This is a genomic window from Arthrobacter sp. Soil_C_60, from assembly GCF_057656375.1.
Window position 1 is genome coordinate 84,213 of sequence record NZ_JBDGKM010000013.1, and the last position, 20,550, is coordinate 104,762.

Here is a 20,550-nt window from a genome sequence, read left to right on the forward strand (position 1 = left end):
GTTGCTTACGTGCCTGCAGCGGACGAGCTGAGTGTTGTTTTCGCGGCGCTCGCCGACCCTACGAGGAGGGCCATCCTGTCGCGGCTGCGCCATGGGTCAACCACGGTGGGTGAACTCGCCGAGCCTTTCTCGATGAGCCGACCAGCTATTTCGCAGCACCTTCGCGTGCTGGAGAACGCAGGGCTTATCGAACGCACCACGAGCGCACAATGGCGCACTTGCACCCTGCGCCCTGAACCCCTCGACGACGCATCGGTCTGGATCGACCATCACCGCGGTCTCTGGAACGAGCGTTTCGATCTGCTGGACGAGCGGCTCCGCGAACTGAAGGAGAGGTCATCCGATGGTTGACCAGACCACAACCCAGGAAAAGCAGTTCACAATTACCCGTGTCTTCGACGCGCCCCGCGAGGTCATTTGGCGTGCGTGGACGAACCCGGATGAAGCCGCGCATTGGTGGCATCCGCGGGAAGTCAGAACGCCGAGTGAGTCCGTGCGCGTAGACCTTCGCGTCGGCGGCAGCTACGAGTACATCATGATCGCCCCTGACAACAGCGAGTACCCGACCGCCGGGGAGTACCTGGAAGTCGTTGAACCAGAGCGTCTGGTCTTCACCTGGGGCAGTCCTGGCGACGATCGGGAGCAAGCCCCGCTCATCACCGTCACTCTCACTGAGCTCGACGGCGATCGGACCGAGATGACGTTCCACTTGCGCGGCATCGAAGGCAAGCCCGGTGACGGCTTTGTCTACGATGGCTGGAACGAGGCGTTCGACGCTCTGGTCGAGCACCTCGACTGACCGGAGCCTGCCGGGCATCTCAGTTCAGTTGATTGATGGGCTCGCCCTTGGAGAAGGCGAGGATGTCGTCGAGCATCTGCGTATAGCCGAGCCGGTGCGCGCGCTGGGTCACGAACCCGATATGCGGACTCAGGATCAGGTTCGGCGTGGACCGAAGCGGGCTGTCGGCCGGGAGCGGTTCCACGTCGAACACGTCGAGCGCGGCCGCCGCGATCCGTCCCCCGCTGAGCGCGCGGACCAGCGCCGCCTCGTCCACCAGCGGGCCGCGGGAAGTGTTGACCAGCCTGCCCTCGGGGCCGAGCAGCTCCAGCTCGGCGGCGCCGACAATCCCGCGCACGGCGTCCGAGAGCCGCAGGTGGATACTGACGATGTCGCTTCGGCGGAACAGTTCCGACTTGGTAACCAGTTCGACGCCGTGTTCGGCCGCGCGCTCTTCGGTCAGGTGCGGGCTCCACGCGATGACCTTCATGCCGAAGACCTCGGCGTAGCGGGCCATCAGCGAGCCGAGTTTGCCCAGACCCAGCACGCCCAGGGTGGCCCCCGCCAGGTCGATCCCGAGTCCGGCTTGCCATTTGCCGTTGCGGATGTCGCGATCGTTTTGCGGGATGTCCCGAGCCACGGCCATGATCAGCGCCCAGGCCAGTTCGGCCGTCGCGTTGGTGGACTGACGGGTGCCGCACACGGCGATGCCGAGCCGCTTGGCCGCTTCCAGATCGATCGACGCGTTGGCCATGCCTGTGGTGGTGATCAGGCGCAGCCGCGGCAGCCGCTCCAGCAGTTCCGCCGTCATGGGCGTCCGCTCACGCATGACAACAACGACGTCGGCATCGCGCAACCTTTCGGCGAGCGCCTGATTCTCGAGGTGGTCAATGAACCGCTCCACACTCGCCTCCGGCGGGAGCTGATCCCAGGGGGCGCTGGCCAGAGCCACATCTTGATAGTCATCCAGAATCACGATCTTCACGCTGCCCAGCGTAGCGCCTGGACCTCCCGGAGGCGCGGCTGAGCAAATTAGACTGGGCGGGTCCGGCATTTCACCGCCTGCCCTGACAGCTGGGAGTCCACCATGCGTGCCTTTATTGCGACTACGCCTGCTGCCGCGGCCGTCGCGCTGCTGGGCCTTGCCTTGCTCACCGGTTGCGCCGCCGGGCAGGAAACGGATGGCACATCCGGCGCCCCGCCGTCGTCGTCTGTTGTTGCCAGCAGTCCGGCCCGCGCGTCAGGGGAAGCATCGCCGTCACCCAGCGCGTCGACTTCCACCGCTCCCCCGGCTCCCGCGGGCCAGGAACTCGCCCGCCTGAATCAGGAGCTGCAGCGTGCCGCCGCCGACAACGACGCCGGGCAGATTGCCGAGCTGCTGGACCGCGGGGCGGAGCTGGAACACCGCAACGCGGAAGGCCGCACGCCGCTGGTCACCGCTACCAAGGCGAACAACATCGACGCCGCCCGCGCGCTCATCGAGGCCGGCGCCGACGTGAACGCTAAGGACAAAATCGACGACTCTGCCTATCTGTACGCCGGCGCCGAGGGCTTCGACGAGATCCTGCAGCTGACGCTGGAGCACGGCGCGGACCTGTCCAGCACCAACCGCTTCGGCGGAACGGCACTCATTCCCGCCTGCGAACACGCGCACACCTCGACGGTCCGGATCCTCATAAACGCAGGCGTCGACGTCGACCATGTGAACACTCCCGGCTGGACATGCCTGCTCGAAGCCGTGGTTTTCGGCACCGGCAGCGAGGCGTACCAGAACATCGTCCGGCAGGTCATCGCCGCCGGCGCGGACCTCAACATTCCCGACGCCAACGGGGTGACGGCAGTGCAGCATGCACAGGCATTGGGCCAGACGGAGGTCGCTGCGCTGCTTCGGGAAGCGGGCGCGCGCTAACCACATCGGGCAGCTGCGTTCACAGGCTTTTTCCCGCAGAAAAACGCTCGACATGTGACCAAATGGTCACCTATTATTAATACGTGGACGCGGTGTTTAAAGCCCTCGCAGATCCAACTCGCAGAGCCCTGTTGGACGAACTCTTCCGCGAGGACGGGCAGACGCTCAGCGCCCTTGAAGCGCAGTTCGACATCACGCGCTTCGGTGTCATGAAGCACCTGAAACAGCTCGAAGAAGCGGGCCTGGTGGTCACGCGGCGCAGAGGCCGCGAAAAGCTCCATTTCCTGAATCCGGTGCCGATCCGCCTCATCCACGACCGGTGGGTGGGCAAGTATGCAGAACCGTGGGCCGCTGGCCTCAGCGAGCTTAAGACACGATTGGAAACTCCGATGGAAAAGATTTTCGAGATCTATATCCGCACCACGCCGGCACGGCTGTGGGAAGCGATCACGGACAGCGAGACCAGAAGCAAGTACATCTTCGGCAACCGGATCGAAACCGACTGGCAGGTTGGCTCGACCTACCGGATGACCAACCCGAAAGCCGACGGCCCGCTGAGCGAAGGCGAAATCCTGGAGATTGACCCGCCGCGCCGTCTCGTGCAGAGCATGCGCGCACTCTGGGGCGAGGATGTCGAAGCCGAAGGGACCTCCCGGATCACCTGGGAAATCGAGCAGGTGGCGGATTCCTGCCGGCTGACCGTCACGCACGACCAGCTGCGCGAGGGCGCCAACGACCAGCTTTACGGCGGCTGGCCCATGATCCTCTCCGGGCTGAAGACCTGGCTGGAAACCGGCGAAGTACTCACCACCCCGGGATCGCTTATGTACACCTGACCCGCCGAAGGCTCTGGCCCTTCAGTGCTGGATCCGCCCGTCAGCTGTCCATCCCGGCGGCAAGAAGTTCCTGCAGACCGTCCCGGAACTTGACCTTGCCGCCGTGGGCCGGATGGCGCACTTTGGGAACGGACAGACCGCTGGCGCTGACGCTGCGGAATCCCACGTTTCCTACAGCCACAACGGACTCCACCGCGAACAGCCGCGCCAGCTCCTGCCAGAACGGACGCCCGGCCACTGCTTCGGCGGCCGACGGCGTGCGGTTCGAAAACGGCCGGCCGGGCTGGTGGGAGTGCAGCGGGTAGGCGCTCCAGAGCAGCGGCAGGAAATCCAGGCCGGCGAGCACGTCCCACATCACCGTCGCCGTCGGTTCGGCCGCCACGGAGGCCGCCTCAGCCGGCAGGACGTACCCCCTGTCCGGCCCGAAGAGCTTGAAGTAGCCGTCGCAGCTCTGCAGAATGTCGCGGTTGGTGAACGGCACTCCTGTCATCCGCATGCCCCGGTAGCCGGGCGCCTCCCCCACCAGCAGGACCTTGGGCCGGCGTTCCAGCATCTCCTGCAGATACAGCTCCAGGTTGCGCCGCCGGACTGCGTTCTCGGGCCTGGAGTGGTCGAAGAAGTTGCAACTGCTCGCCCCGACTGGCAATCGGGCAAGCTTTTCGATGAAGACCTGGATTTCCTCTACGCCGCTGGCCAAATTCCTCAAGTCCTCCCGCCCGTTGCAACGCGCCCAGCCACCCACGCGAGCACGCCGTCGTTCGTTGTTCCGACTCCTCAACCATAGTGTCCGGCGGTGGTCATCTGGCCAGCCCGGCTCCAGTATGGGAGTCTGAAGCATGGTCGACGTCACCACCGGAATACTCATCGCCGCCCCGCGTAAGACGGTTGCCGAATACGCGGCTGATCCGGACAACGCCCCGGAGTGGTACCAGAACATAGCCTCGGCGCGTTGGGAAACGCCACGTCCGCTCTCGGTGGGAACCCGCATCTCTTTCGACGCCGCCTTCCTCGGCCGCCACCTCTCCTACACTTACGAGATCGTCGAGTTCCGCCCGCTCGAAAAACTGGTGATGCGCACAGCCCAGGGACCCTTCCCGATGCAGACCACCTACACCTGGACCGATGCGGACGGTGCCAGCACGCGGATGACGTTGCGCAACAACGGCGAACCGGCAGGCTTCTCCCGTCTGGCCGCACCTTTCATGGGGATGATGATGAGGAAGGCCAACCGCAAGGATCTGGCCCGGATCAAGTCGATTCTCGAAGCACGTCCCGCATCCGCCTGACCGCAAGGCATCATCGCCGTCATGCGCGCAACCCAGCGGTCCGTCATGCCTGCTGCGAGTCCCCTGCCACGCTGGCTGAGGTGATCTCGGCCAGATAGGCAACGGCCTTGTCAAACAATCCCGCCGGGTTAAGCGGCACGCCAGTTGGCGGCCGAGGCCGTGGCTCGGAAAAGGCCAGGCCCGATCGATCCCGCAGATCCAGGCTGACAAAAGGAGATGCCGCTATGCTCCTGCTATGGCGGGGAATAGCGGGCCGATCGACAACGAGGTTTATAACAGGCTGGGTGCTTCCTGGTGGGATGAAGAGAACCCGCTCAACCTTCTGCACGGCAGCCATACTCCCGCACGGATGGGCTACTTCCGTGAAGTCCTGCAGCGCGAACTAGGCGGTGAGGACGGCGGCTTGGCCACCGCCGGTTTTCCGCCGGATGATGCTGCCGTTGCCCAACCGATTGGCGCGGGGCTGAAGGCGCTCGATGTGGGCTGTGGCGCCGGCCTGCTGGCCGAGGAATTTGCCCGGCTGGGGTTCGACGTTGTCGGTGTGGATCCGTCCGCCGTCGCAGTCGAAGCGGCCAGGGCGCATGCGGAAAAGAGCGGGCTTCGGATTCGATACCAAGTGGGTGCCGGCGAACAACTGCCGGTAGGGGACCGGGCGTTCGACGTCGTTTACTGCTGCGATGTGCTCGAGCATGTTGCCGACCTGCCGCAAGTGCTGGCGGAGACCGCCCGGGTGATGAAGCCGGGCGGCCTGTACTTGTTCGACACGATCAACCGGACGGCTACAAGCAGGTTCCTGGCCATCAAGCTCGTGCAGGAGTGGCCGCTAACCCGGATCCTCGACTCGGAGCTCCACGTTTGGGAGAAGTTCATCAAACCAAACGAGCTGGCTTCCCTATTAATAGGGAACGGGCTGGAACCGGCCGGTTTGTCGGGTCTGGCCCCGCGCGCGAACCCGCTGGCCATGCTGTGCGGTTTCGTTCAGGCCCGGCGGGGAAGCATCACGTACGGCGAGCTCAGCCGCAGGCTGGATTTCGGGCAGGTGAGGCGGACATCCCTCTCGTATATGGGGTACGCAGTGAAGCGCCGGGGCAGGCGGCTTACGGCCGAGCCCAAGGCCGGCGAATGAGGCTGCAGGAACTGGCCGACCGGATCGAGTGGATTGCCGCTGTGGCCGCGGCAAGCGCGGAACGAGCCGTGGCCGGGGACCGGCCCGACCCTCGCGAGCGGACCATTATTGGCATCGCCGGTGAACCGGGCGCGGGCAAAAGCACGCTCGCAGAAAACCTGCTGGCCCTGCTCAACACAGGCACTGCCGATCCGGAACAGCAGCGGTTCGCGCACGTCCCCATGGACGGCTTCCACCTCGCGGACGCCGAGCTGGAACGGCTGGGGCTGCTGCATCGGAAGGGCGCGCCGGAGACCTTCGACGTGTATGGCTATGCCGAGCTACTCCGGCGGGTTCGGCGCGACCGGCGCAACACCGTCTATGCGCCGGGGTTCGAACGGACCCTCGAGCAACCACTGGCAGGCTTGGTTCCGGTCTTCCCAGCAGCACACACGGTACTAACCGAGGGCAACTACCTGCTCCTGGATGAACCAGGCTGGCGGCAAGTCCGTAACCAGTGCGCGGAGGTCTGGTACGTCGAGCAGGATGACCGGCTGCGCGTCAGGCAACTGGTTGAGCGGCACATCGCCTTCGGCAAATCGCCGGAAGCCGCCGATGCCTGGGTACGCGAGGTGGACGAGCCGAACGCCAGGCTGATCCGCGCCAGCCGCGAGCGGGCAGACCTGTTTTTCAAGCTGCAATAGGCCTGGCCGGTACCCGATCTGTCACTTATCCACAGCGGTTCCCAAACCGTCTCAGCCAGTGGGTAGGGTCGGAGCCATGAAACATCACCTGGATTGGCTCGTTCCGTTACTGCTTGTACCGATCAGCTATTTCGCAGGAATGCTGCTTCATTTCTGGATTGACTCAGCCAGAGGCGACGATTTACTGACGATCCTCTTCGAACTACTGACGTTGCTTGTTGCCGCGGTGGGTCCAATAGTTGCTAGCTGTTACCTGGTTCGCGCGCTGTACCGCCGGTTCCGTGCCTGGCGCCGGAGCAAGGGCCACTTCACCAAGGCCGAACGGCACCGCCGCGACGTCGAGAACGGCTACGCGTTCGGTTACCACAAAGCCCAGGTACTGGCGCGGGGTCTGGCCGCAGGGGCTGCTCCTCCTCATATCAACCTGTGGAATGTTCCGCTGTTCGCAGGCGAAGTCGCCTACTACCAGTGCAATGCCACGTATGCCCGGTACTACGGCCTGGATGGCTCGTACACGCATGTTTCCGGCTTCTACTGGGGCCGTCCGGCCTTCGTCCTCGGCGGCCTTGCCGCCCAGGGACTCCTCAACTCGTCACGCCGCAAGGCTGCCGCCGCGGCATCGATGGATTGCTAGCGCGAGCAGCAGTTCATTCCCGTCATCGTCACCTCGCACCGCTTCATTTGCTGCGTCAACGGACGGTGGGCTTCCTTTGACCATGGTGCTGTGAACGCCTGGTATCCCGAACCGGACAATTCCAGTCTGGTGCTCCATTACCAGGGCCTGCCGCCTGTCCTGTTTGCGGGCTCGGAAAGCCCGGTGTTATCCGTCCTGACGACGTATGTGCTCAGCGGTCAAAACGGCGTGGTGAATAATCCTGGTCTGCAGACCTTGCACCGGGGCGAATTGCGCGAATGGGACGCGGTGGCCAGCGGGCAGAGCTGACGCAGGGTGGTGAACCGGCAGCACCCGGCTGCCGATTTCCTGCCAGCCCCGTCATGCGAAGTCATGTGCCGTCATGCTGCTGACGCACAGAGTCACTGCGGTTCAGAAATATTTCCTGCCCTCGCACGCGCCGGTAGATTCCTCGGTACGTCCCCAAAGGACGGTAACTGCCACGAGGCGACGCAAGCTTCGTTGAACACTAGCCGGTGAGTGCAGTCCCCGAATGTTCGGGTGCCTCCGGCGAGCCGTTTAACGGGCCGGACGGAAGAACCCGAGAACATGACATTACGCCAAGCCCCCTGGGCACCCACGGCCCTTGCCGCCGTCGTTGTCCTGGCCCTTACCGGTTGCGGCGGCGCCGCGAGCGCCCAGCCCGATGAGGCCGACACCTTTGTTTTCGCCACCGGCAAGGACATCTCCTGCCTGGACCCCCACGTCAACGGCGACATGCCGCAGGCGTCGCTCGCGGCCAACTACCTTGATTCGCTGGTCTCACAGGACAAGGAAGGCAAGATCCAACCGTGGCTGGCCGAGTCCTGGGAGGTCTCCGCTGACGGGCTGACCTATACCTTCACGGTCCGCGACGACGTGTACTTCACCGACGGCACCAAGTTCACGGCCGAGGCGGTCAAGGCGAATCTGGACCACATGGTGGATCCGGACACGCAGTCCGGCACCGCGGGCGGCTACCTCAAGCCCTACGAGAGCACCGAGGTCATCAACGAGACCACGGCACGGGTCACCCTGAACCGGCCGTACGCGGCTTTCCTGGAAGTGCTGGCCCAACCGTTCCTCGGCATCGAGTCCCCCACTGCGCTCAAGCGGCCGCAGGCGGAGAACTGCATCTCGCCGGTGGGCACCGGCCCCTACAAGGTCGTGGACTACATTCCGCAGTCCAAGGTCTCCCTGGTGCGCAACGAGGACTACAACTCGGCCCCGCCGTTCGCCCAGCATGAGGGCCCGGCGCACATCAAAAACCTGGAATGGCTGATCGTGCCGGAAGATTCCACCCGGTACGGACTGCTGCGCGCAGGGCAGGTGGACGCGCTGGATCTGATGCCATCGGTGCACTTCGCCGAGGCGGAGGCGGACAAGAAGGTGCAGCTGGTGTTGCAGGACCGGCCGGGCAACCCGACCAACCTGATGCTCAACACCACGCGTGCCCCGTTCGACGACATCAAGGTGCGCAAGGCCTTCCTGCACAGCGTGTACGTGGAAGCCGGCATCAACAGTGTCTACTTCGGAACGGTGACCAAGGCGGGCGGACCGCTGGCCAGCACCACCGGTTTCTACTCGCCCGACTTCGAGGACGCATACCTCCCGGACCCCGCAGGCGCGGACCGGCTGCTGGACGAGGCCGGCTGGACCGGGCGGGACGAGCAGGGCTACCGGATCAAGGACGGCAAACGGCTGACCGTGGTCCTGCCCTACACCCCGGCTGCGTGGCCCACAGCGCACGCGGCCCTGGTCACGCAGATCCAGGCCAGCGCCAAGCAGCGCGGCTTCGACGTGCGGATTGAGAACCAGGACTTCGCGTCGTCGTCGGAGAAGTACAACAACTTCGAATACGACCTGCGCGCCGGCTACTGGAACACCAACACGGCGGACGTGCTGCGGATCGTTTTCTCCACTGAGTACATGAAGTCCGCGGGCTTCGTCCCCAACGGCTCCGGCTTCAGCAATAAGGAGTTCGACCGGATCGTCAACGAGGCCCTGGCCACCGATGATCCGGACATCCGCGCCGACCTGTACTTCCGGGCCCAGCAGATTGTCAGCGAGAATGCCCTCCAGCTTCCGCTCTACAACCAGACCAGCCAGCTGGCCTTGCGCCAGGACCGGTTCGCCAGCCTGACGCTGGAACCGAGCCTGTCCCTCCCCTATATCTACGACGTCACGGCGGTGAACGCATCATGAGCACGGCAACGCAAGCCCGCACTTCGCATACCCAAATTCCACGAACGACGGCGACCGCCGGCTCCACTGGGCAGGTGATCCTCAGGCGCGCGGCCGGCAGCCTGTTTGTCCTCTGGGCCGCGGTAACGCTGACGTTCTTTGTCCTGCGGCTGGTTCCCGGCGATCCGGTCACCACCATCCTGGGCGGGCACAGCGCCGCCCCGTCCGCCGCAACCGTGGCCGCGGTCGAGGCGCAGTACGGGCTGGACCAGCCGGTCCTCATCCAGTACGTCAATTACCTGGCGGGACTCGCCACCGGCAACTTCGGCACCTCGTACGTGTTCAAGGTTCCGGTACTGGACATCCTCGGCCCGCAGATCCTGCCCACCTTCCAGCTGGCCGGCCTGGCGCTGGTCTTCGCCTGGGCCATCGCGCTGGCGTTCACCCTGCTGACCGTGGGACGCGGCCGGGTGCTGGATGGCGTCGGCCGCGGCATCGAGGTCTTCTTCGCCGCGCTGCCGCCGTTCTGGGTAGGCATCATGCTGGCCGTGGTCTTCGCCGTCATCCTGGGCTGGTTCCCGGTGGCCGGCGACGACGGCTTCAAGTCCCTGGTGCTCCCGGCCCTGGCGCTGGGCATTCCGCTGGCTGGCTTCATCGCCCAGGTCACCCGCTCCTCCTTCGAGGACGCGTTGGCGCAGCCGTTTGTGCTCTCCGCACGGACCCGCGGCCTGTCCGATCTGGCCGTCCGCGTGGGCCACGCCCTGCGGCACGCCATCCTGCCGGGACTGACGCTCTCCGCCTGGGCGGTCGGCTCGCTGGTCAGCTCGGCCGTGGTCGCGGAGATCATCTTCGCCCGCCCCGGCCTGGGCCGCTCCCTGGTGGACGCCATCATCAACCGGGACCTGCCCATCACCCTGGCCGTGGTGTTCATCATCGCCACGGTCTACATCCTCGTGAACCTGGTGGTCGACGTGCTGTACCGCGTGATCGATCCCCGCACCAATGACAAGGGGGCCGGCGCATGAGCGTGGCACTTGAACCCACTACCACCCGGACGCCACTGCTCGGCGGCGACCAGCCCGGCAAGCCTGACAACGGACGCGGCCGGGCCCGCACCACCGCGGTGCTGCGCGGCCTCCGCGGCACCCCGATCGGCGTGTGGATCGCTGCCGCGGTCCTGGCCTTCCTGGTGCTGGCCGCCGTCGTTCCTTCGCTGTTGACGGTCAAGGATCCCTACATCATCGACCCGGCCGGCGCCTTCACCGCACCGAATGCGGAGCATCTCTTCGGTACCGACCAGAACGGGCGCGACGTCTTCTCCCGGGTCATCGCCGGCACCGGGCAGTCGCTGCTGCTGGGACTGGCCGCCACCGCCATCGGACTGGTGCTCGGCGGGCTACTCGGCATCACCGCCGGGGTCTTCGGCAAGTGGCTGGACTCGGCAATCTGCCGCTTCGTGGAGATCCTCTTCGCCTTCCCCGGTCTGCTGCTGGCGCTGATTGTCATCGCCGTTTCGGGCACCGGCGTGGTCACCGCCGCGATCGCCGTCGGCGTGGGCACGGCCCCAGGTTACGCCCGCATGCTCCGCACGCAGACGCTGCAGGTCATCGCCGCGCCCTATGTGGAGACCGCGCGCTCGCTCGGCCGCTCCCGCCGGCACATCCTGTGGCACACCATCGTTCCCAACGTCATCCGGCCGCTGTTCGTGCTGGCCACCCTGGGCGTGGGCCAGGCGATCGTCTGGGCATCCTCGCTGAGCTTCCTCGGCCTGGGCGCGCAGCCGCCGGCGGCCGAGTGGGGCGCGATGCTGGCGGACGGGCGCAACTACATCCAGATCGCTTGGTGGATCGCCGCCTTCCCCGGCATCTTCATCACCCTCGCCGCGCTGACCACCACCGTGGTGGGGCGTCACCTGCAGCAGCGGCTCGAAGCAGAGGTTTAGGACCATGACTGATTACCGCACAAACAACGACGGCGGGGGCGCGGCTTCCGCAGTAACCGCCGGTTCCGCAGGCGAAGCCAACTCGCTGCTCAACATCGAAGGCCTGAACGTCTCCTTCGCCACGCCGCGAGGCACGGTGGACGTAGTCAAGGACGTCTCGCTGGCGCTGGCACCGGGCAAGGCGCTGGCCCTGGTCGGCGAATCCGGCTCCGGCAAGACGGTCACCGCCCGGACATTGGTAGGCCTGAACGCGGCCAATGCCAAGGTCACCGCCGGACGGCTGGACGTGCTGGGCAGAAACGCCTTGAAGCTGTCCGAGCGGCAGTGGCGCGGGCTGCGCGGCAAGGACATCGGCTACGTGCTGCAGGACGCACTGGTCTCGCTGGATCCGCTACGCACTGTAGGCCAGGAGATCGACGAGGCGCTGCGTGCCCACGGTGTCCGGGGCAAGGCCGCACGGCTGGAGCGCGTGCACCAGGCACTGCGAGATGCAGGCATCCCTGATCCGGAAGTACGCGCCAAGCAGCGTTCCGGCGAGCTCTCCGGCGGTTTGCGCCAGCGGGCGCTGATCGCGCAGGCCACCGTGCTCAATCCGCAGCTGGTGATCGCCGACGAGCCGACCACCGCGCTGGACGCCACGGTCCAGGCGCAGATCCTGGAGCTGCTGGCGGGGCTGAAGGAACAGGGCCGCGGGCTGGTTTTCATCTCGCATGACCTGGCCGTAGTCTCCCACCTGGCGGACGAGATCGCAGTGATGCAGGGTGGGCGGATTGTCGAGTCCGGCCGCGCGTCCGAAGTGCTGTCCAATCCACGGCACGAATACACGCGGGCGCTGATCGACGCCATCCCCTCCGGCGCGGCCAAGGGCCGCAGGCTCTCCGCCGGCGCTCCCGTCGCCGTTGCCTCCCTTTCCGGAAGTCCGGGCAGGACCACGGAGTTCTCCGAAACGGCGCCGGCCATCGTGGCCCGCGACCTGGTCAAGTCCTATCCCAGCCCCGGCGGAACCCGCCGTACCGTGGTGGACGGGGTGTCCTTCACGCTGGAGCGCGGCAAAACCCTGGGCATCGTGGGCGAATCCGGCTCCGGCAAGTCCACCACCGCGCGCATTGCCCTGGGGCTGACCCAGCCGGACGCGGGCAGCGTGACCCTCGGCGGGTTCGCCTGGTCCGGCACCGGCGCGGACCAGGTCTCCGAGGAACAACGACACCGGCACCGCCCGGACATCCAGCTGGTCAACCAGGATCCGCTGAGCTCCTTCGACCCCCGCTTCAGCGTCGGCCGGGTAATCACCGACGCGCTGGAGGCGGGCTCCGTCGGCACGTCCGGCGACCGCACCGAGCGGGCGGTGACGCTGCTCGACCAGGTGGGGCTGCCGCCGTCGTTATTCAACCGGCGTCCGCTCACGCTTTCCGGCGGGCAGCGCCAGCGCGTAGCCATCGCCCGGGCGCTCGCGCTCCAGCCGCGGGTGTTGCTGCTGGACGAGCCGGTCTCCGCCCTGGACGTCTCCATCCAGGCGCAGGTGCTGGACCTGTTGGCGGACCTGCAGTCACAGCTGGGGCTGAGCTACCTGTTCATCAGCCATGACCTCGGCGTGATCCACCACGTCAGCGACGATGTCCTGGTCATGAAGGACGGCAAGGTGGTCGAAGCCGGCACCGCCGCGGACATTTTCACCGACCCGCAGACCGACTACACCCGGCAGCTGCTGGCCGCCGTGCCGGACCTGCCCGCCCGCGAACTCGCTACCAAGGAGGCATCATGAGCAAAGAGATCCACTTCAACGGTTTCGAGATGAACACCGTCAGCCATATCAACCACGGGCTGTGGGTGCATCCAGACAACCGCCGGCACGAGTACACGGACATCGAGTACTGGACCGAAACCGCGCAGCTGCTGGAACGCGGCCTGTTCGACGCCATCTTCCTGGCCGACGTGGTCGGGACCTACGACGTGTACCGCGGCAGCCGCGGCCCCGCCGTCGAGCGTGGACTGCAGGTGCCTAACAACGATCCGTACTTGCTGGTTCCGGCGATGGCGGCCGTGACCCGGAATCTCGGTTTCGCGGTCACGTTCTCCACCACCTACGAGCCGCCGTTCGGCAACGCGCGGCGGCTGAGCACGCTGGACCATCTGACCAAGGGACGGGTGGCGTGGAATGTGGTCACCGGGTACCTGCCGGATGCCGCGCGCAACTTCGGCCTGCCCGCGCACATCAAGCACGATGACCGGTACGACATCGCGGAGGAATACCTCGATGTCTCCTACAAGCTGTGGGAGGGTTCGTGGGATGACGGCGCAGTGGTCCGCGACCGGGAGCGGCGGGTCTACACCGAGACCGACGGCGTGCACGAGATCGGCCATGCCGGCCGGTTCTTCACCGTGGACGGGCCGCACCTGTCCGAACCCTCGCTGCAGCGCACGCCGGTGATCTACCAGGCCGGATCCTCCGAGCGCGGCAAGGACTTCGCTGCCCGGCACGCCGAAGCCGTCTTCGTCAGCTCGCGGACCGTGCAGCGGGTGGCCGCGGACGTGCGGGACCTGCGCGAGCGGGCCGAGGCCGCCGGACGCGGACGCAACGCGGTCAAGGCGCTGGCCTCGCTGAACATCGTGCTTGGCGAGACCGAGGCCGAAGTGGCGCGCAAGGTCGAAGAGGTAGTGCGGCTGCGCGACGTCGAGGGCCATCTGGTGCACTTCGGCGGCTCCTCCGGAATCGACGTTGCCTCGCTGGAGACGGACGAGTACCTGCAGTATGTGGGCCGCGACCATGCCCAGTCCATGGAGGCCGAGTTCGCCACCGGCGCGGACCGCAAGCGCGCGCACGAACTGATCGACACGCTCTCCGACCCGCGCAACGACGAATTCTTCATCGCCGGCACGCCGGAGCAGGTGGCGGACCGGATCGAGGAGATCGTGGACGCCACGGACGTGGACGGCTTCAACATTGTCCAGTTCCTCTCCCCCGGAACGTTCACCGACGTCGTCGAACTCCTGGTTCCGGAACTGCAGAAGCGCGGCCGTTACCGCACGGCGTACTCGGCGTCCGAGCGCACGCTGCGTGAACGGCTGTTCCCGGGCAACGGCCCGCTGCTGCCCGCCACCCATCCCGGCGCCGCCTACCGGGGCGCGTTCCGCCGTGAGGAGATCACTGTATGAGCACCATCCAGATGACTGCACCGCTCCGCTCTTCGGGAGCAGCGCCGTCTTCCGCCGCTCCCGTCGACTCTGTACCGGCAGGTGCGGCCCCGACGTACGCCGAGCTGGCGGCCAAGTACCGGCCGGTCTTCGAGTCCATCGCGGCCGGGGCCGCCGGGCGGGAAACGGACCGGGTACTGCTGCACGAGCAGATCGGCGAATTGGCGGCGGCCGGTTTCGGCGCGGTCCGGGTGCCGCGGGAGTTCGGCGGCGACGGGGCCACCGCGGTGCAGTTCTTCCGGCTGCTGGTCGAGCTGGCCGCCGCGGAGTCCAACCTCGCCCAGGCCCTGCGCTCGCACATCGCCTTTGTGGAGAGCCGGCTCTACGCGAACGACGCCGGGTGGTTGCGTCGGGTGGGTGAAGGCCAGATCCTGGGCAACGCCTGGACCGAAACCGGCCCGGTAGCTGTGGGCGGCGTGGGCACCACCATCGAGCCCGACGGTGAGAACTTCCGCGTCAACGGCACCAAGTACTACACCACGGGGAGCCTCTATGCGGACTGGATCCAGACCGGTGCCCGGACCGCGGACGGCCGGGACATCATCGCCCTGGTCCGTGCGGATGCGCCGGGCGTCACGATCCACGACGACTGGGACGGTTTCGGGCAGCGCCTGACCGCCTCCGGAACCACCGTTTTCGACAATGTAGCCGTCCCCGCCTCCGATGTCCTGGTGGAAACAGAGCAGGCGCCGTACGCCACCGGCGTCTACCAGCTCATCCACGTCGCCACGCTGGCCGGCATCACCCAGCGCGTGGTTCGCGACGTTTCCGAAGCGGTCCGCGAGCGCACCCGCGTGTTCAGCCATGGCAATGGCGTCCGGCCCAGCGAGGACATCCAGATCCAGCAGATCGTCGGCGAGATTTCGGCGCAGGCGTTCGCGGCAGAGGCGGCCACCCTTCGCGTGGCCGAGCTCCTGCAGGACGCCTTCGACCTCCGACCCGCGAGCGGTGCCGCGCCGGCAGCAGCTGACGCCTCGGGATTCGAGGAAGCCGTTTTGCAAGTGGAGTTCGGTTCGTCCCAGGCCCAGATCGTGGTGACCGACCTCGCGCAGCGCGCGTCGTCGTCGTTGTTTGATGCCTTGGGCGCATCAGCCACGAAGTCCGAACTGCAGCTGGACCGCCACTGGCGCAACGCCCGGGTCATCTCCTCCCACAATCCGGTGGTCTACAAGTCCCGCGTGGTGGGCGACTGGAAGATCAACGGCTCCGTCCCCGAGTTCGTCTGGCGTTCCGGAACCGCCTGACGAGTCCGAGAATCAGAACAAGTTGGCGGGGGTGTACGCCGGGCTATAGAACCCGGTAGGCACCCCCGCCGTCGTTGTTTCCAGTGGTTCCCGGATTACCCAGGCAAGCACTATCCGGCCGCTCCTGCGCGGCTACTTGGCAAAAAACCTGCGAACCAATTTGGGAACCGCCATTGCAGGCACTTACTAAGCATGCTTAGTATGAATTTACACCGTAAGGCAGGTGGGCGGAGAAAGCTCGCCAACTCCAGGGCGGCATCGAGGCCGAGGACACCATCCAGCTGCCGCCGCGGGATACCAAGGCGAGCGATAAGAAACTCGAGAAGGAAAGGGAGGACATCAACGACGGACGTGAGCTCAGAGAACGGCACGGCAGGAGTCCTGATCGGGACTGACGGCAACTAGTTCGCATCAAGCATTGGAGTACAAACTATGACAACGCAGAACTGGCAGGAACCGGCGGCGCCCGGCACAGAGAATCTAGCGATTCAGAACAGCCAAACGGCCACCGGCTACGCATCAACCGGCAGCTCATCCACAACGACGGCGGCCAAAGACGAAGCGAAGAACGTCGCCAAAGAGGGGGCCAGTGCCGGCAAACAGGTTGCAGGCACCGCGGTTGAAGAGACCAAGGCCGTGGCCCAGGAGGCCGGCACGCATGCCAAGAACCTCGTAAACGAACTGGCTTCGAATTTGAAAGACCAGGCCGGAACGCAGCAGCAGAGGGTCGCCGAGGGACTGCGGTCGCTGAGCGATGAACTGCGCTCGATGTCCCAGGCCTCGGAAAGTTCCGGCACCGCGGCGAACCTGGTTGGCCAGGCAGCCCAAAGGACAAGCGATGTGGCCGGCTGGTTTGAAGCACGCGACCCGGGTTCGCTGCTGCAGGAAGTCAAGGGTTTTGCCCGCAACCGGCCGGGCGCCTTCCTGGCGATCGCCGCTGGGGTAGGCCTGTTGGCAGGCCGGCTGACCCGTGGCATTACCGGGGCGCAATCGGATTCAGCGTCCGGCCTGCACACCGGGGCTCCAACCCGAAGTCCGCGAAGCACGCCTGCTCCACCGGCAGCTGAACCTGCACGCGCTCCCGCAGACGGCGGCTTCGGCACGCCGGCACCGGTGACCGGAGATCCCTTCAGCGATCCTTGGGACAACGAGCCCACCCTTCGTCCCGGAACCCCGCCCCTCAGCACCGACCCTGAACGGAGGCATGCGCTCTAATGACACAATCGAACTCCGCCGGCTCACACACCTACGAGATTCCGCCCACGGAAGCCGAGATCAGGGCACAGAACTCGTCTCTGGGTGACATTCTGAGCGAAGTCAGCCGGGACGTTTCAACCCTCATGCGCCAGGAAGTCGAACTGGCCAAAGCGGAACTCAAGGAATCAGGAACCAAGGCAGGCAAGGGCGCAGGCATGTTTGCCGGCGCGGGCGTGGCAGGGCACTTTGTCCTGGTTTTCCTCTCCCTCGCACTGATGTACGCCCTTGGCACCTTGATCGGCCTTGCATGGTCGGCAGTGATCGTCGCGGTGATCTGGGCGATTGTTGCGGCCGTTCTCGCCGCCAAGGGCAAGAAGGAAATGAAGACGGTTCGCGGCATGCCGCAGACCGCGGAAACCATCAAGGAAATTCCCCCGACGTTTAAACCAGGTGAGGAGACCCCATGAGCCAGTCACCGGAAGAAATCCGCGAAGAAATTGAACGGACCCGTGCCGAACTCGGCACCGACGTCGACGCGCTGGCGGAGAAGGTCAGCCCCTCCGGGATGGCGCACCGGCAAGGACAGAAAGTCCGGGACAAGATGAACCATGTGAAGACCAGCATCATGGGCGCGGCCGACAACACCACCGAGTCGGCAAAATCCGGGATGCACCAGGCCGGAGAATCCGTTTCCCATACTGCCCAGCACGCCGGCGAAACGGTCCAGAACGCTCCGCATCAGGTCGCCGAGAAGACCCGCGGCAACCCCATGGCGGCCGGCCTCATTGCCTTTGGTGCCGGCATGCTGATTTCCTCGCTGATACCCGCAAGCCAGAAGGAACACGAAGCGGCTACTGCCTTGAAGGAGAAGGCAGGACCACTGAGAACCGAGCTCACCGATGCCGCCAAGCAGGTAGCGCAGGATCTAAAGGGTCCGGCCCAGGAAGCAATGGAGTCCGCCAAAAGCTCGGCTCAGGATGCTGCCGCCAGGATGAAGGACGAGAGCGCGGGCGCCGCCGCCGACATTAAGGAGCGAGCCCAGAACGCCAAGTCGAACGTCCAGGACAGCCACTCGGGCTCGCCAGCAGGTGCAGGTTCTACGCTCCCTACCGGCCTTTAAGACAACGTTAGTGCGGGCGGCAGGGACATTCCCGGCCGCCCGCTCTAGCCTGCCGCCATCAGTGGCTGGAACTAACGTAGCCGCGTTCCTTGTCCACCAGGTTGGCCAGCGGCTCCCCGGCGGTCCAGCGGGTCAGGTTCTGCAGGAACTGGTCCGCCAGGGCCTCGCGCCAGCCGATCACGTCCCCGCACATGTGCGCCGAAATGTGGACGTTTTCCAACTGCCAGAACGGATGCCCGGCCGGAAGCGGCTCTTCCTCGAACACGTCCAGCGAAGCGGCCGCAATCTTCCCCTCGCGCAACGCCTCGACCAGTGCCGCCTCATCCACCAGCGCGCCGCGGCCGACGTTGACCAGATGCGCGCTGGGCTTCATCGCCGCCAGGACTTCGGCGTTCATCATGTGGCGGGTCTGTTCGGTCAGCGGCGCGATCAGCACTACATGGTCCGCCCATCCGACATGTTCCGCCAGGTCCTCGCTCGGCACTACCATGCCGAAGTCGCCGTCGTTATCCCTTGCGGTCCTTCCCACGCCGCGGACCTCAAGGCCGACGGCGCGCAGTAGCCGGGCGGTGGCGCGGCCGATCCCGCCGGTGCCCACTACCAGTGCGTGCGAACCGCCGGTCGGGGTGAGCTCGCGGTGCTGCCACACGGATTCCTGCTGCAGGCGCTTACTCAGGTGCAGCTGCTTGTCGTGGGCGAGGATGGAGGCCAGCGCGAACTCGGCGATGGGCTGGTCGAACGTGCCGTGAGCGTTGGTAACCAGCACCTCGGAGGCCCGCAGCTCGTCGAACATCATGGCGTCCACGCCGGCCGCCGCCACGTGCACCCACTTCAGCGCGTCCGCATTCGGCCAGGCCTCGCCCAGCGCGGAGGAGAAGAAGTCCCAGAGGAACAGCACGTCCGCCCCGCGGGCGGCTTCCGGAAGGCCAGCCGCATCGGTAATAACGACGTCGGCACGCGCCTTGATCTCGTCAAGATTGTAGGGGCGGGGCTGGCCCTCCGCAGCGAGAATGACAACGCGGGGACGGGAGCTGGAATCACGGTAAGTCACGTCTCCACGCTACGCGATAAGAGGATTGTTGACAATAAACAGGTGTGACCTGCACCATAGGTGGCATGACCTCTCTTAGCCCCGCGCTCAAGCAAGCAACGCCCATCGTCGTCGACCACGCCCTCGGCTCGTGGATCCATGCCACCGACGGCAAGGACTATCTGGATTTCACTACCGGCATCGGCGTGACCAGCACCGGCCACTGCCACCCAAAGGTTGTGGAAGCCGCGCGCGAACAGGTCGGCAAGATCATCCACGCCCAGTACACCACCGTGATGCACAAGCCGCTGCTGGCGCTGACCGAGAAGCTCGGCGAAGTCCTCCCCGCGGGGCTGGACTCCGTGTTCTATGCAAACTCCGGCTCCGAAGCCGTCGAGGCCGCCATCCGGCTGGCCCGTATGGCCACCGGCCGGCCCAACATCGTGGTCTTCCAGGGCGGCTTCCATGGCCGGACTGTCGCCGCCGCCTCGCTGACCACGGCCGGAACCAAGTTCTCCGCCGGCTTCGCGCCGCTGATGGCCGGCGTCCACATGTCCGCCTTCCCCTATGCCTACCGCTACGGCTGGGACGAAGCCACCGCCGTCGCCTTCGCGCTGCAGGAACTGGACTACCTGCTGCAGACCCGCACCGCCCCCAATGACACCGCCGCGTTCCTGATCGAACCGGCGCTGGGCGACGGCGGCTACCTGCCCACTCCCCCGGCCTTCATGGAGGGCCTGCGCGAGCGCGCCGACCGGCACGGCATCCAGCTGATCTTCGACGAGGTGCAGGCCGGCGTGGGCCGGATGGGCAAGTTCTGGGGCCACCAGTACTCCACCGCCACCCCGGACATCCTCATCACAGCCAAGGGCATCGCCTCGGGCTTCCCGATCTCCGCCATCGCGGCTTCCACCGAGACCATGTCCAAGGCCTGGCCCGGCTCGCAGGGCGGCACCTACGGCGGCAATGCAGTTTCCGCCGCGGCCGGTGTGGCCACGCTCGAAGTGGTCGAAGAGGAAGGCCTGGTGGAGAACTCCCGCATCCGCGGCGAGCAACTGCAGGCCGGCCTGAAGGAGATCCAGAACCGCTTCCCGGTGATCGGCAATGTCCGCGGCCTGGGCCTGATGCAGGGCATCGAGTTCACCGCCGAGGACGGCACCCCGGATGCCAAGACCGCCGCCGCGGTCCAGCAAGCCACCACCGCGCAGGGCCTGCTGTCCCTGACCTGCGGCCCGGCCGGCAACGTGGTCCGGCTGATCCCCGCCCTGGTAGTCACCGCCGACGAAATCAGCACCGGACTGGAGCGCTTCGAGGCCGCCGTGGGCGCCGTCGTCGGTGCCGTTCCCGCCGGAGCAGGAACCGGAGCCTGAT

Annotated in this window: 22 protein-coding genes and 1 pseudogene; 20 read left to right on the plus strand and 3 right to left on the minus strand. The window is 66.0% G+C overall.

All coding sequences use genetic code 11. From position 1 onward, the window contains the following. Positions 1-9: 9 nt before the first annotated feature. Both AC3A4M_RS20435 and AC3A4M_RS20440 read left to right on the plus strand, forming a co-directional pair. On the plus strand, positions 10-351 hold the full coding sequence (locus tag AC3A4M_RS20435) for an ArsR/SmtB family transcription factor (protein ID WP_498738150.1): 342 nt from the start codon (positions 10-12) through the stop codon (positions 349-351). After that, complete coding sequence (locus AC3A4M_RS20440; RefSeq protein ID WP_498733028.1) at positions 344-799, plus strand: SRPBCC family protein; 456 nt, start codon at positions 344-346, stop codon at positions 797-799. The genes AC3A4M_RS20435 and AC3A4M_RS20440 overlap by 8 nt, the downstream gene beginning before the upstream one ends. A gap of 19 nt (positions 800-818) precedes the next feature. Here AC3A4M_RS20440 and AC3A4M_RS20445 read toward each other — a convergent pair whose 3' ends face one another. After that, complete coding sequence (locus AC3A4M_RS20445) at positions 819-1,763, minus strand: D-2-hydroxyacid dehydrogenase family protein (protein WP_498738152.1); 945 nt, start codon at positions 1,761-1,763, stop codon at positions 819-821. A gap of 102 nt (positions 1,764-1,865) precedes the next feature. Here AC3A4M_RS20445 and AC3A4M_RS20450 point away from each other — a divergent pair, with 102 nt between their 5' ends. Together AC3A4M_RS20450 and AC3A4M_RS20455 are read left to right on the plus strand one after the other, a co-directional pair. Further along, the gene (locus tag AC3A4M_RS20450) at positions 1,866-2,687 is read left to right on the plus strand and encodes an ankyrin repeat domain-containing protein (protein WP_498738154.1); all 822 of its coding nucleotides are present in this window, start codon (positions 1,866-1,868) and stop codon (positions 2,685-2,687) included. An 83-nt stretch (positions 2,688-2,770) separates the two neighbouring features. Beyond that, positions 2,771-3,523, plus strand: coding sequence for an ArsR/SmtB family transcription factor (locus AC3A4M_RS20455; protein WP_498733034.1), 753 nt, complete (start codon positions 2,771-2,773; stop codon positions 3,521-3,523). A gap of 40 nt (positions 3,524-3,563) precedes the next feature. Here AC3A4M_RS20455 and AC3A4M_RS20460 read toward each other — a convergent pair whose 3' ends face one another. Further along, complete coding sequence (locus AC3A4M_RS20460; RefSeq protein WP_498738156.1) at positions 3,564-4,220, minus strand: uracil-DNA glycosylase; 657 nt, start codon at positions 4,218-4,220, stop codon at positions 3,564-3,566. Between the two features lie 139 nt (positions 4,221-4,359). Here AC3A4M_RS20460 and AC3A4M_RS20465 point away from each other — a divergent pair, with 139 nt between their 5' ends. From AC3A4M_RS20465 to AC3A4M_RS20535, 15 genes and pseudogenes are all read left to right on the plus strand, one after another. Beyond that, positions 4,360-4,809, plus strand: coding sequence for an SRPBCC family protein (locus AC3A4M_RS20465; RefSeq protein ID WP_498738158.1), 450 nt, complete (start codon positions 4,360-4,362; stop codon positions 4,807-4,809). Between the two features lie 235 nt (positions 4,810-5,044). Next, positions 5,045-5,935, plus strand: coding sequence for a bifunctional 2-polyprenyl-6-hydroxyphenol methylase/3-demethylubiquinol 3-O-methyltransferase UbiG (ubiG, locus tag AC3A4M_RS20470; protein WP_498738160.1), 891 nt, complete (start codon positions 5,045-5,047; stop codon positions 5,933-5,935). Beyond that, positions 5,932-6,618: a nucleoside/nucleotide kinase family protein gene (locus tag AC3A4M_RS20475; protein ID WP_498738162.1), complete on the plus strand. Its 687-nt coding sequence runs from the start codon at positions 5,932-5,934 to the stop codon at positions 6,616-6,618. The genes ubiG and AC3A4M_RS20475 overlap by 4 nt, the downstream gene beginning before the upstream one ends. 76 nt (positions 6,619-6,694) lie before the next feature. Then, the gene (locus AC3A4M_RS20480; protein WP_498738164.1) at positions 6,695-7,252 is read left to right on the plus strand and encodes a hypothetical protein; all 558 of its coding nucleotides are present in this window, start codon (positions 6,695-6,697) and stop codon (positions 7,250-7,252) included. Between the two features lie 90 nt (positions 7,253-7,342). After that, positions 7,343-7,561: a hypothetical protein gene (locus tag AC3A4M_RS20485; RefSeq protein ID WP_498738166.1), complete on the plus strand. Its 219-nt coding sequence runs from the start codon at positions 7,343-7,345 to the stop codon at positions 7,559-7,561. Positions 7,562-7,840: 279 nt separating this feature from the next. After that, entirely contained in the window at positions 7,841-9,475 is a 1,635-nt protein-coding gene (locus tag AC3A4M_RS20490) for an ABC transporter substrate-binding protein (protein ID WP_498738167.1), read from the plus strand. Continuing rightward, positions 9,472-10,479: an ABC transporter permease gene (locus tag AC3A4M_RS20495; protein WP_498738169.1), complete on the plus strand. Its 1,008-nt coding sequence runs from the start codon at positions 9,472-9,474 to the stop codon at positions 10,477-10,479. The genes AC3A4M_RS20490 and AC3A4M_RS20495 overlap by 4 nt, the downstream gene beginning before the upstream one ends. Then, complete coding sequence (locus tag AC3A4M_RS20500) at positions 10,476-11,396, plus strand: ABC transporter permease (protein WP_498738171.1); 921 nt, start codon at positions 10,476-10,478, stop codon at positions 11,394-11,396. The genes AC3A4M_RS20495 and AC3A4M_RS20500 overlap by 4 nt, the downstream gene beginning before the upstream one ends. Before the next feature lie 4 nt (positions 11,397-11,400). Continuing rightward, entirely contained in the window at positions 11,401-13,158 is a 1,758-nt protein-coding gene (locus AC3A4M_RS20505; protein ID WP_498738174.1) for a dipeptide ABC transporter ATP-binding protein, read from the plus strand. Beyond that, positions 13,155-14,549 carry an LLM class flavin-dependent oxidoreductase gene (locus AC3A4M_RS20510; RefSeq protein WP_498738176.1) on the plus strand — a complete coding sequence of 465 codons (1,395 nt, stop codon included), beginning with the start codon at positions 13,155-13,157 and terminating at the stop codon, positions 14,547-14,549. Before AC3A4M_RS20505 ends, AC3A4M_RS20510 begins: the two co-directional genes overlap by 4 nt. Beyond that, a complete protein-coding gene (locus tag AC3A4M_RS20515) occupies positions 14,546-15,832 on the plus strand; it encodes an acyl-CoA dehydrogenase family protein (protein ID WP_498738178.1) in 1,287 nt (428 codons plus the stop codon). The genes AC3A4M_RS20510 and AC3A4M_RS20515 overlap by 4 nt, the downstream gene beginning before the upstream one ends. A gap of 230 nt (positions 15,833-16,062) precedes the next feature. Then, positions 16,063-16,227 (plus strand): annotated as a pseudogene (locus AC3A4M_RS20520) (YihY/virulence factor BrkB family protein); the annotation flags it as partial. 37 nt (positions 16,228-16,264) lie between these two features. Then, the gene (locus tag AC3A4M_RS20525) at positions 16,265-17,047 is read left to right on the plus strand and encodes a hypothetical protein (protein WP_498738179.1); all 783 of its coding nucleotides are present in this window, start codon (positions 16,265-16,267) and stop codon (positions 17,045-17,047) included. Then, a complete protein-coding gene (locus tag AC3A4M_RS20530) occupies positions 17,047-17,496 on the plus strand; it encodes a phage holin family protein (protein WP_498738181.1) in 450 nt (149 codons plus the stop codon). The genes AC3A4M_RS20525 and AC3A4M_RS20530 overlap by 1 nt, the downstream gene beginning before the upstream one ends. Continuing rightward, positions 17,493-18,149: a DUF3618 domain-containing protein gene (locus AC3A4M_RS20535; RefSeq protein ID WP_498738183.1), complete on the plus strand. Its 657-nt coding sequence runs from the start codon at positions 17,493-17,495 to the stop codon at positions 18,147-18,149. The genes AC3A4M_RS20530 and AC3A4M_RS20535 overlap by 4 nt, the downstream gene beginning before the upstream one ends. A gap of 58 nt (positions 18,150-18,207) precedes the next feature. Here the strand turns inward: AC3A4M_RS20535 and AC3A4M_RS20540 are convergent, their stop codons facing one another. Beyond that, the gene (locus AC3A4M_RS20540) at positions 18,208-19,200 is read right to left on the minus strand and encodes a D-2-hydroxyacid dehydrogenase (protein WP_498738184.1); all 993 of its coding nucleotides are present in this window, start codon (positions 19,198-19,200) and stop codon (positions 18,208-18,210) included. 65 nt (positions 19,201-19,265) lie between these two features. On the opposite strand from AC3A4M_RS20540, the gene AC3A4M_RS20545 reads away from it, so the two are divergent. Beyond that, a complete protein-coding gene (locus AC3A4M_RS20545; protein ID WP_498634171.1) occupies positions 19,266-20,549 on the plus strand; it encodes an aspartate aminotransferase family protein in 1,284 nt (427 codons plus the stop codon). The last annotated feature ends 1 nt before the right edge of the window (position 20,550 follow it).

Bases quoted from the DNA above. Each gene is read 5' to 3' on its own strand.
- AC3A4M_RS20440 (WP_498733028.1), top strand. From the start codon at position 344: ATGGTTGACCAGACCACAACCCAGGAAAAGCAGTTCACAATTACCCGT.
- AC3A4M_RS20450 (WP_498738154.1), top strand. From the start codon at position 1,866: ATGCGTGCCTTTATTGCGACTACGCCTGCTGCCGCGGCCGTCGCGCTG.
- AC3A4M_RS20465 (WP_498738158.1), top strand. From the start codon at position 4,360: ATGGTCGACGTCACCACCGGAATACTCATCGCCGCCCCGCGTAAGACG.
- ubiG (WP_498738160.1), top strand. From the start codon at position 5,045: ATGGCGGGGAATAGCGGGCCGATCGACAACGAGGTTTATAACAGGCTG.
- AC3A4M_RS20475 (WP_498738162.1), top strand. From the start codon at position 5,932: ATGAGGCTGCAGGAACTGGCCGACCGGATCGAGTGGATTGCCGCTGTG.
- AC3A4M_RS20480 (WP_498738164.1), top strand. From the start codon at position 6,695: ATGAAACATCACCTGGATTGGCTCGTTCCGTTACTGCTTGTACCGATC.
- AC3A4M_RS20490 (WP_498738167.1), top strand. From the start codon at position 7,841: ATGACATTACGCCAAGCCCCCTGGGCACCCACGGCCCTTGCCGCCGTC.
- AC3A4M_RS20495 (WP_498738169.1), top strand. From the start codon at position 9,472: ATGAGCACGGCAACGCAAGCCCGCACTTCGCATACCCAAATTCCACGA.
- AC3A4M_RS20500 (WP_498738171.1), top strand. From the start codon at position 10,476: ATGAGCGTGGCACTTGAACCCACTACCACCCGGACGCCACTGCTCGGC.
- AC3A4M_RS20505 (WP_498738174.1), top strand. From the start codon at position 11,401: ATGACTGATTACCGCACAAACAACGACGGCGGGGGCGCGGCTTCCGCA.
- AC3A4M_RS20510 (WP_498738176.1), top strand. From the start codon at position 13,155: ATGAGCAAAGAGATCCACTTCAACGGTTTCGAGATGAACACCGTCAGC.
- AC3A4M_RS20515 (WP_498738178.1), top strand. From the start codon at position 14,546: ATGAGCACCATCCAGATGACTGCACCGCTCCGCTCTTCGGGAGCAGCG.
- AC3A4M_RS20525 (WP_498738179.1), top strand. From the start codon at position 16,265: ATGACAACGCAGAACTGGCAGGAACCGGCGGCGCCCGGCACAGAGAAT.
- AC3A4M_RS20530 (WP_498738181.1), top strand. From the start codon at position 17,047: ATGACACAATCGAACTCCGCCGGCTCACACACCTACGAGATTCCGCCC.
- AC3A4M_RS20535 (WP_498738183.1), top strand. From the start codon at position 17,493: ATGAGCCAGTCACCGGAAGAAATCCGCGAAGAAATTGAACGGACCCGT.
- AC3A4M_RS20545 (WP_498634171.1), top strand. From the start codon at position 19,266: ATGACCTCTCTTAGCCCCGCGCTCAAGCAAGCAACGCCCATCGTCGTC.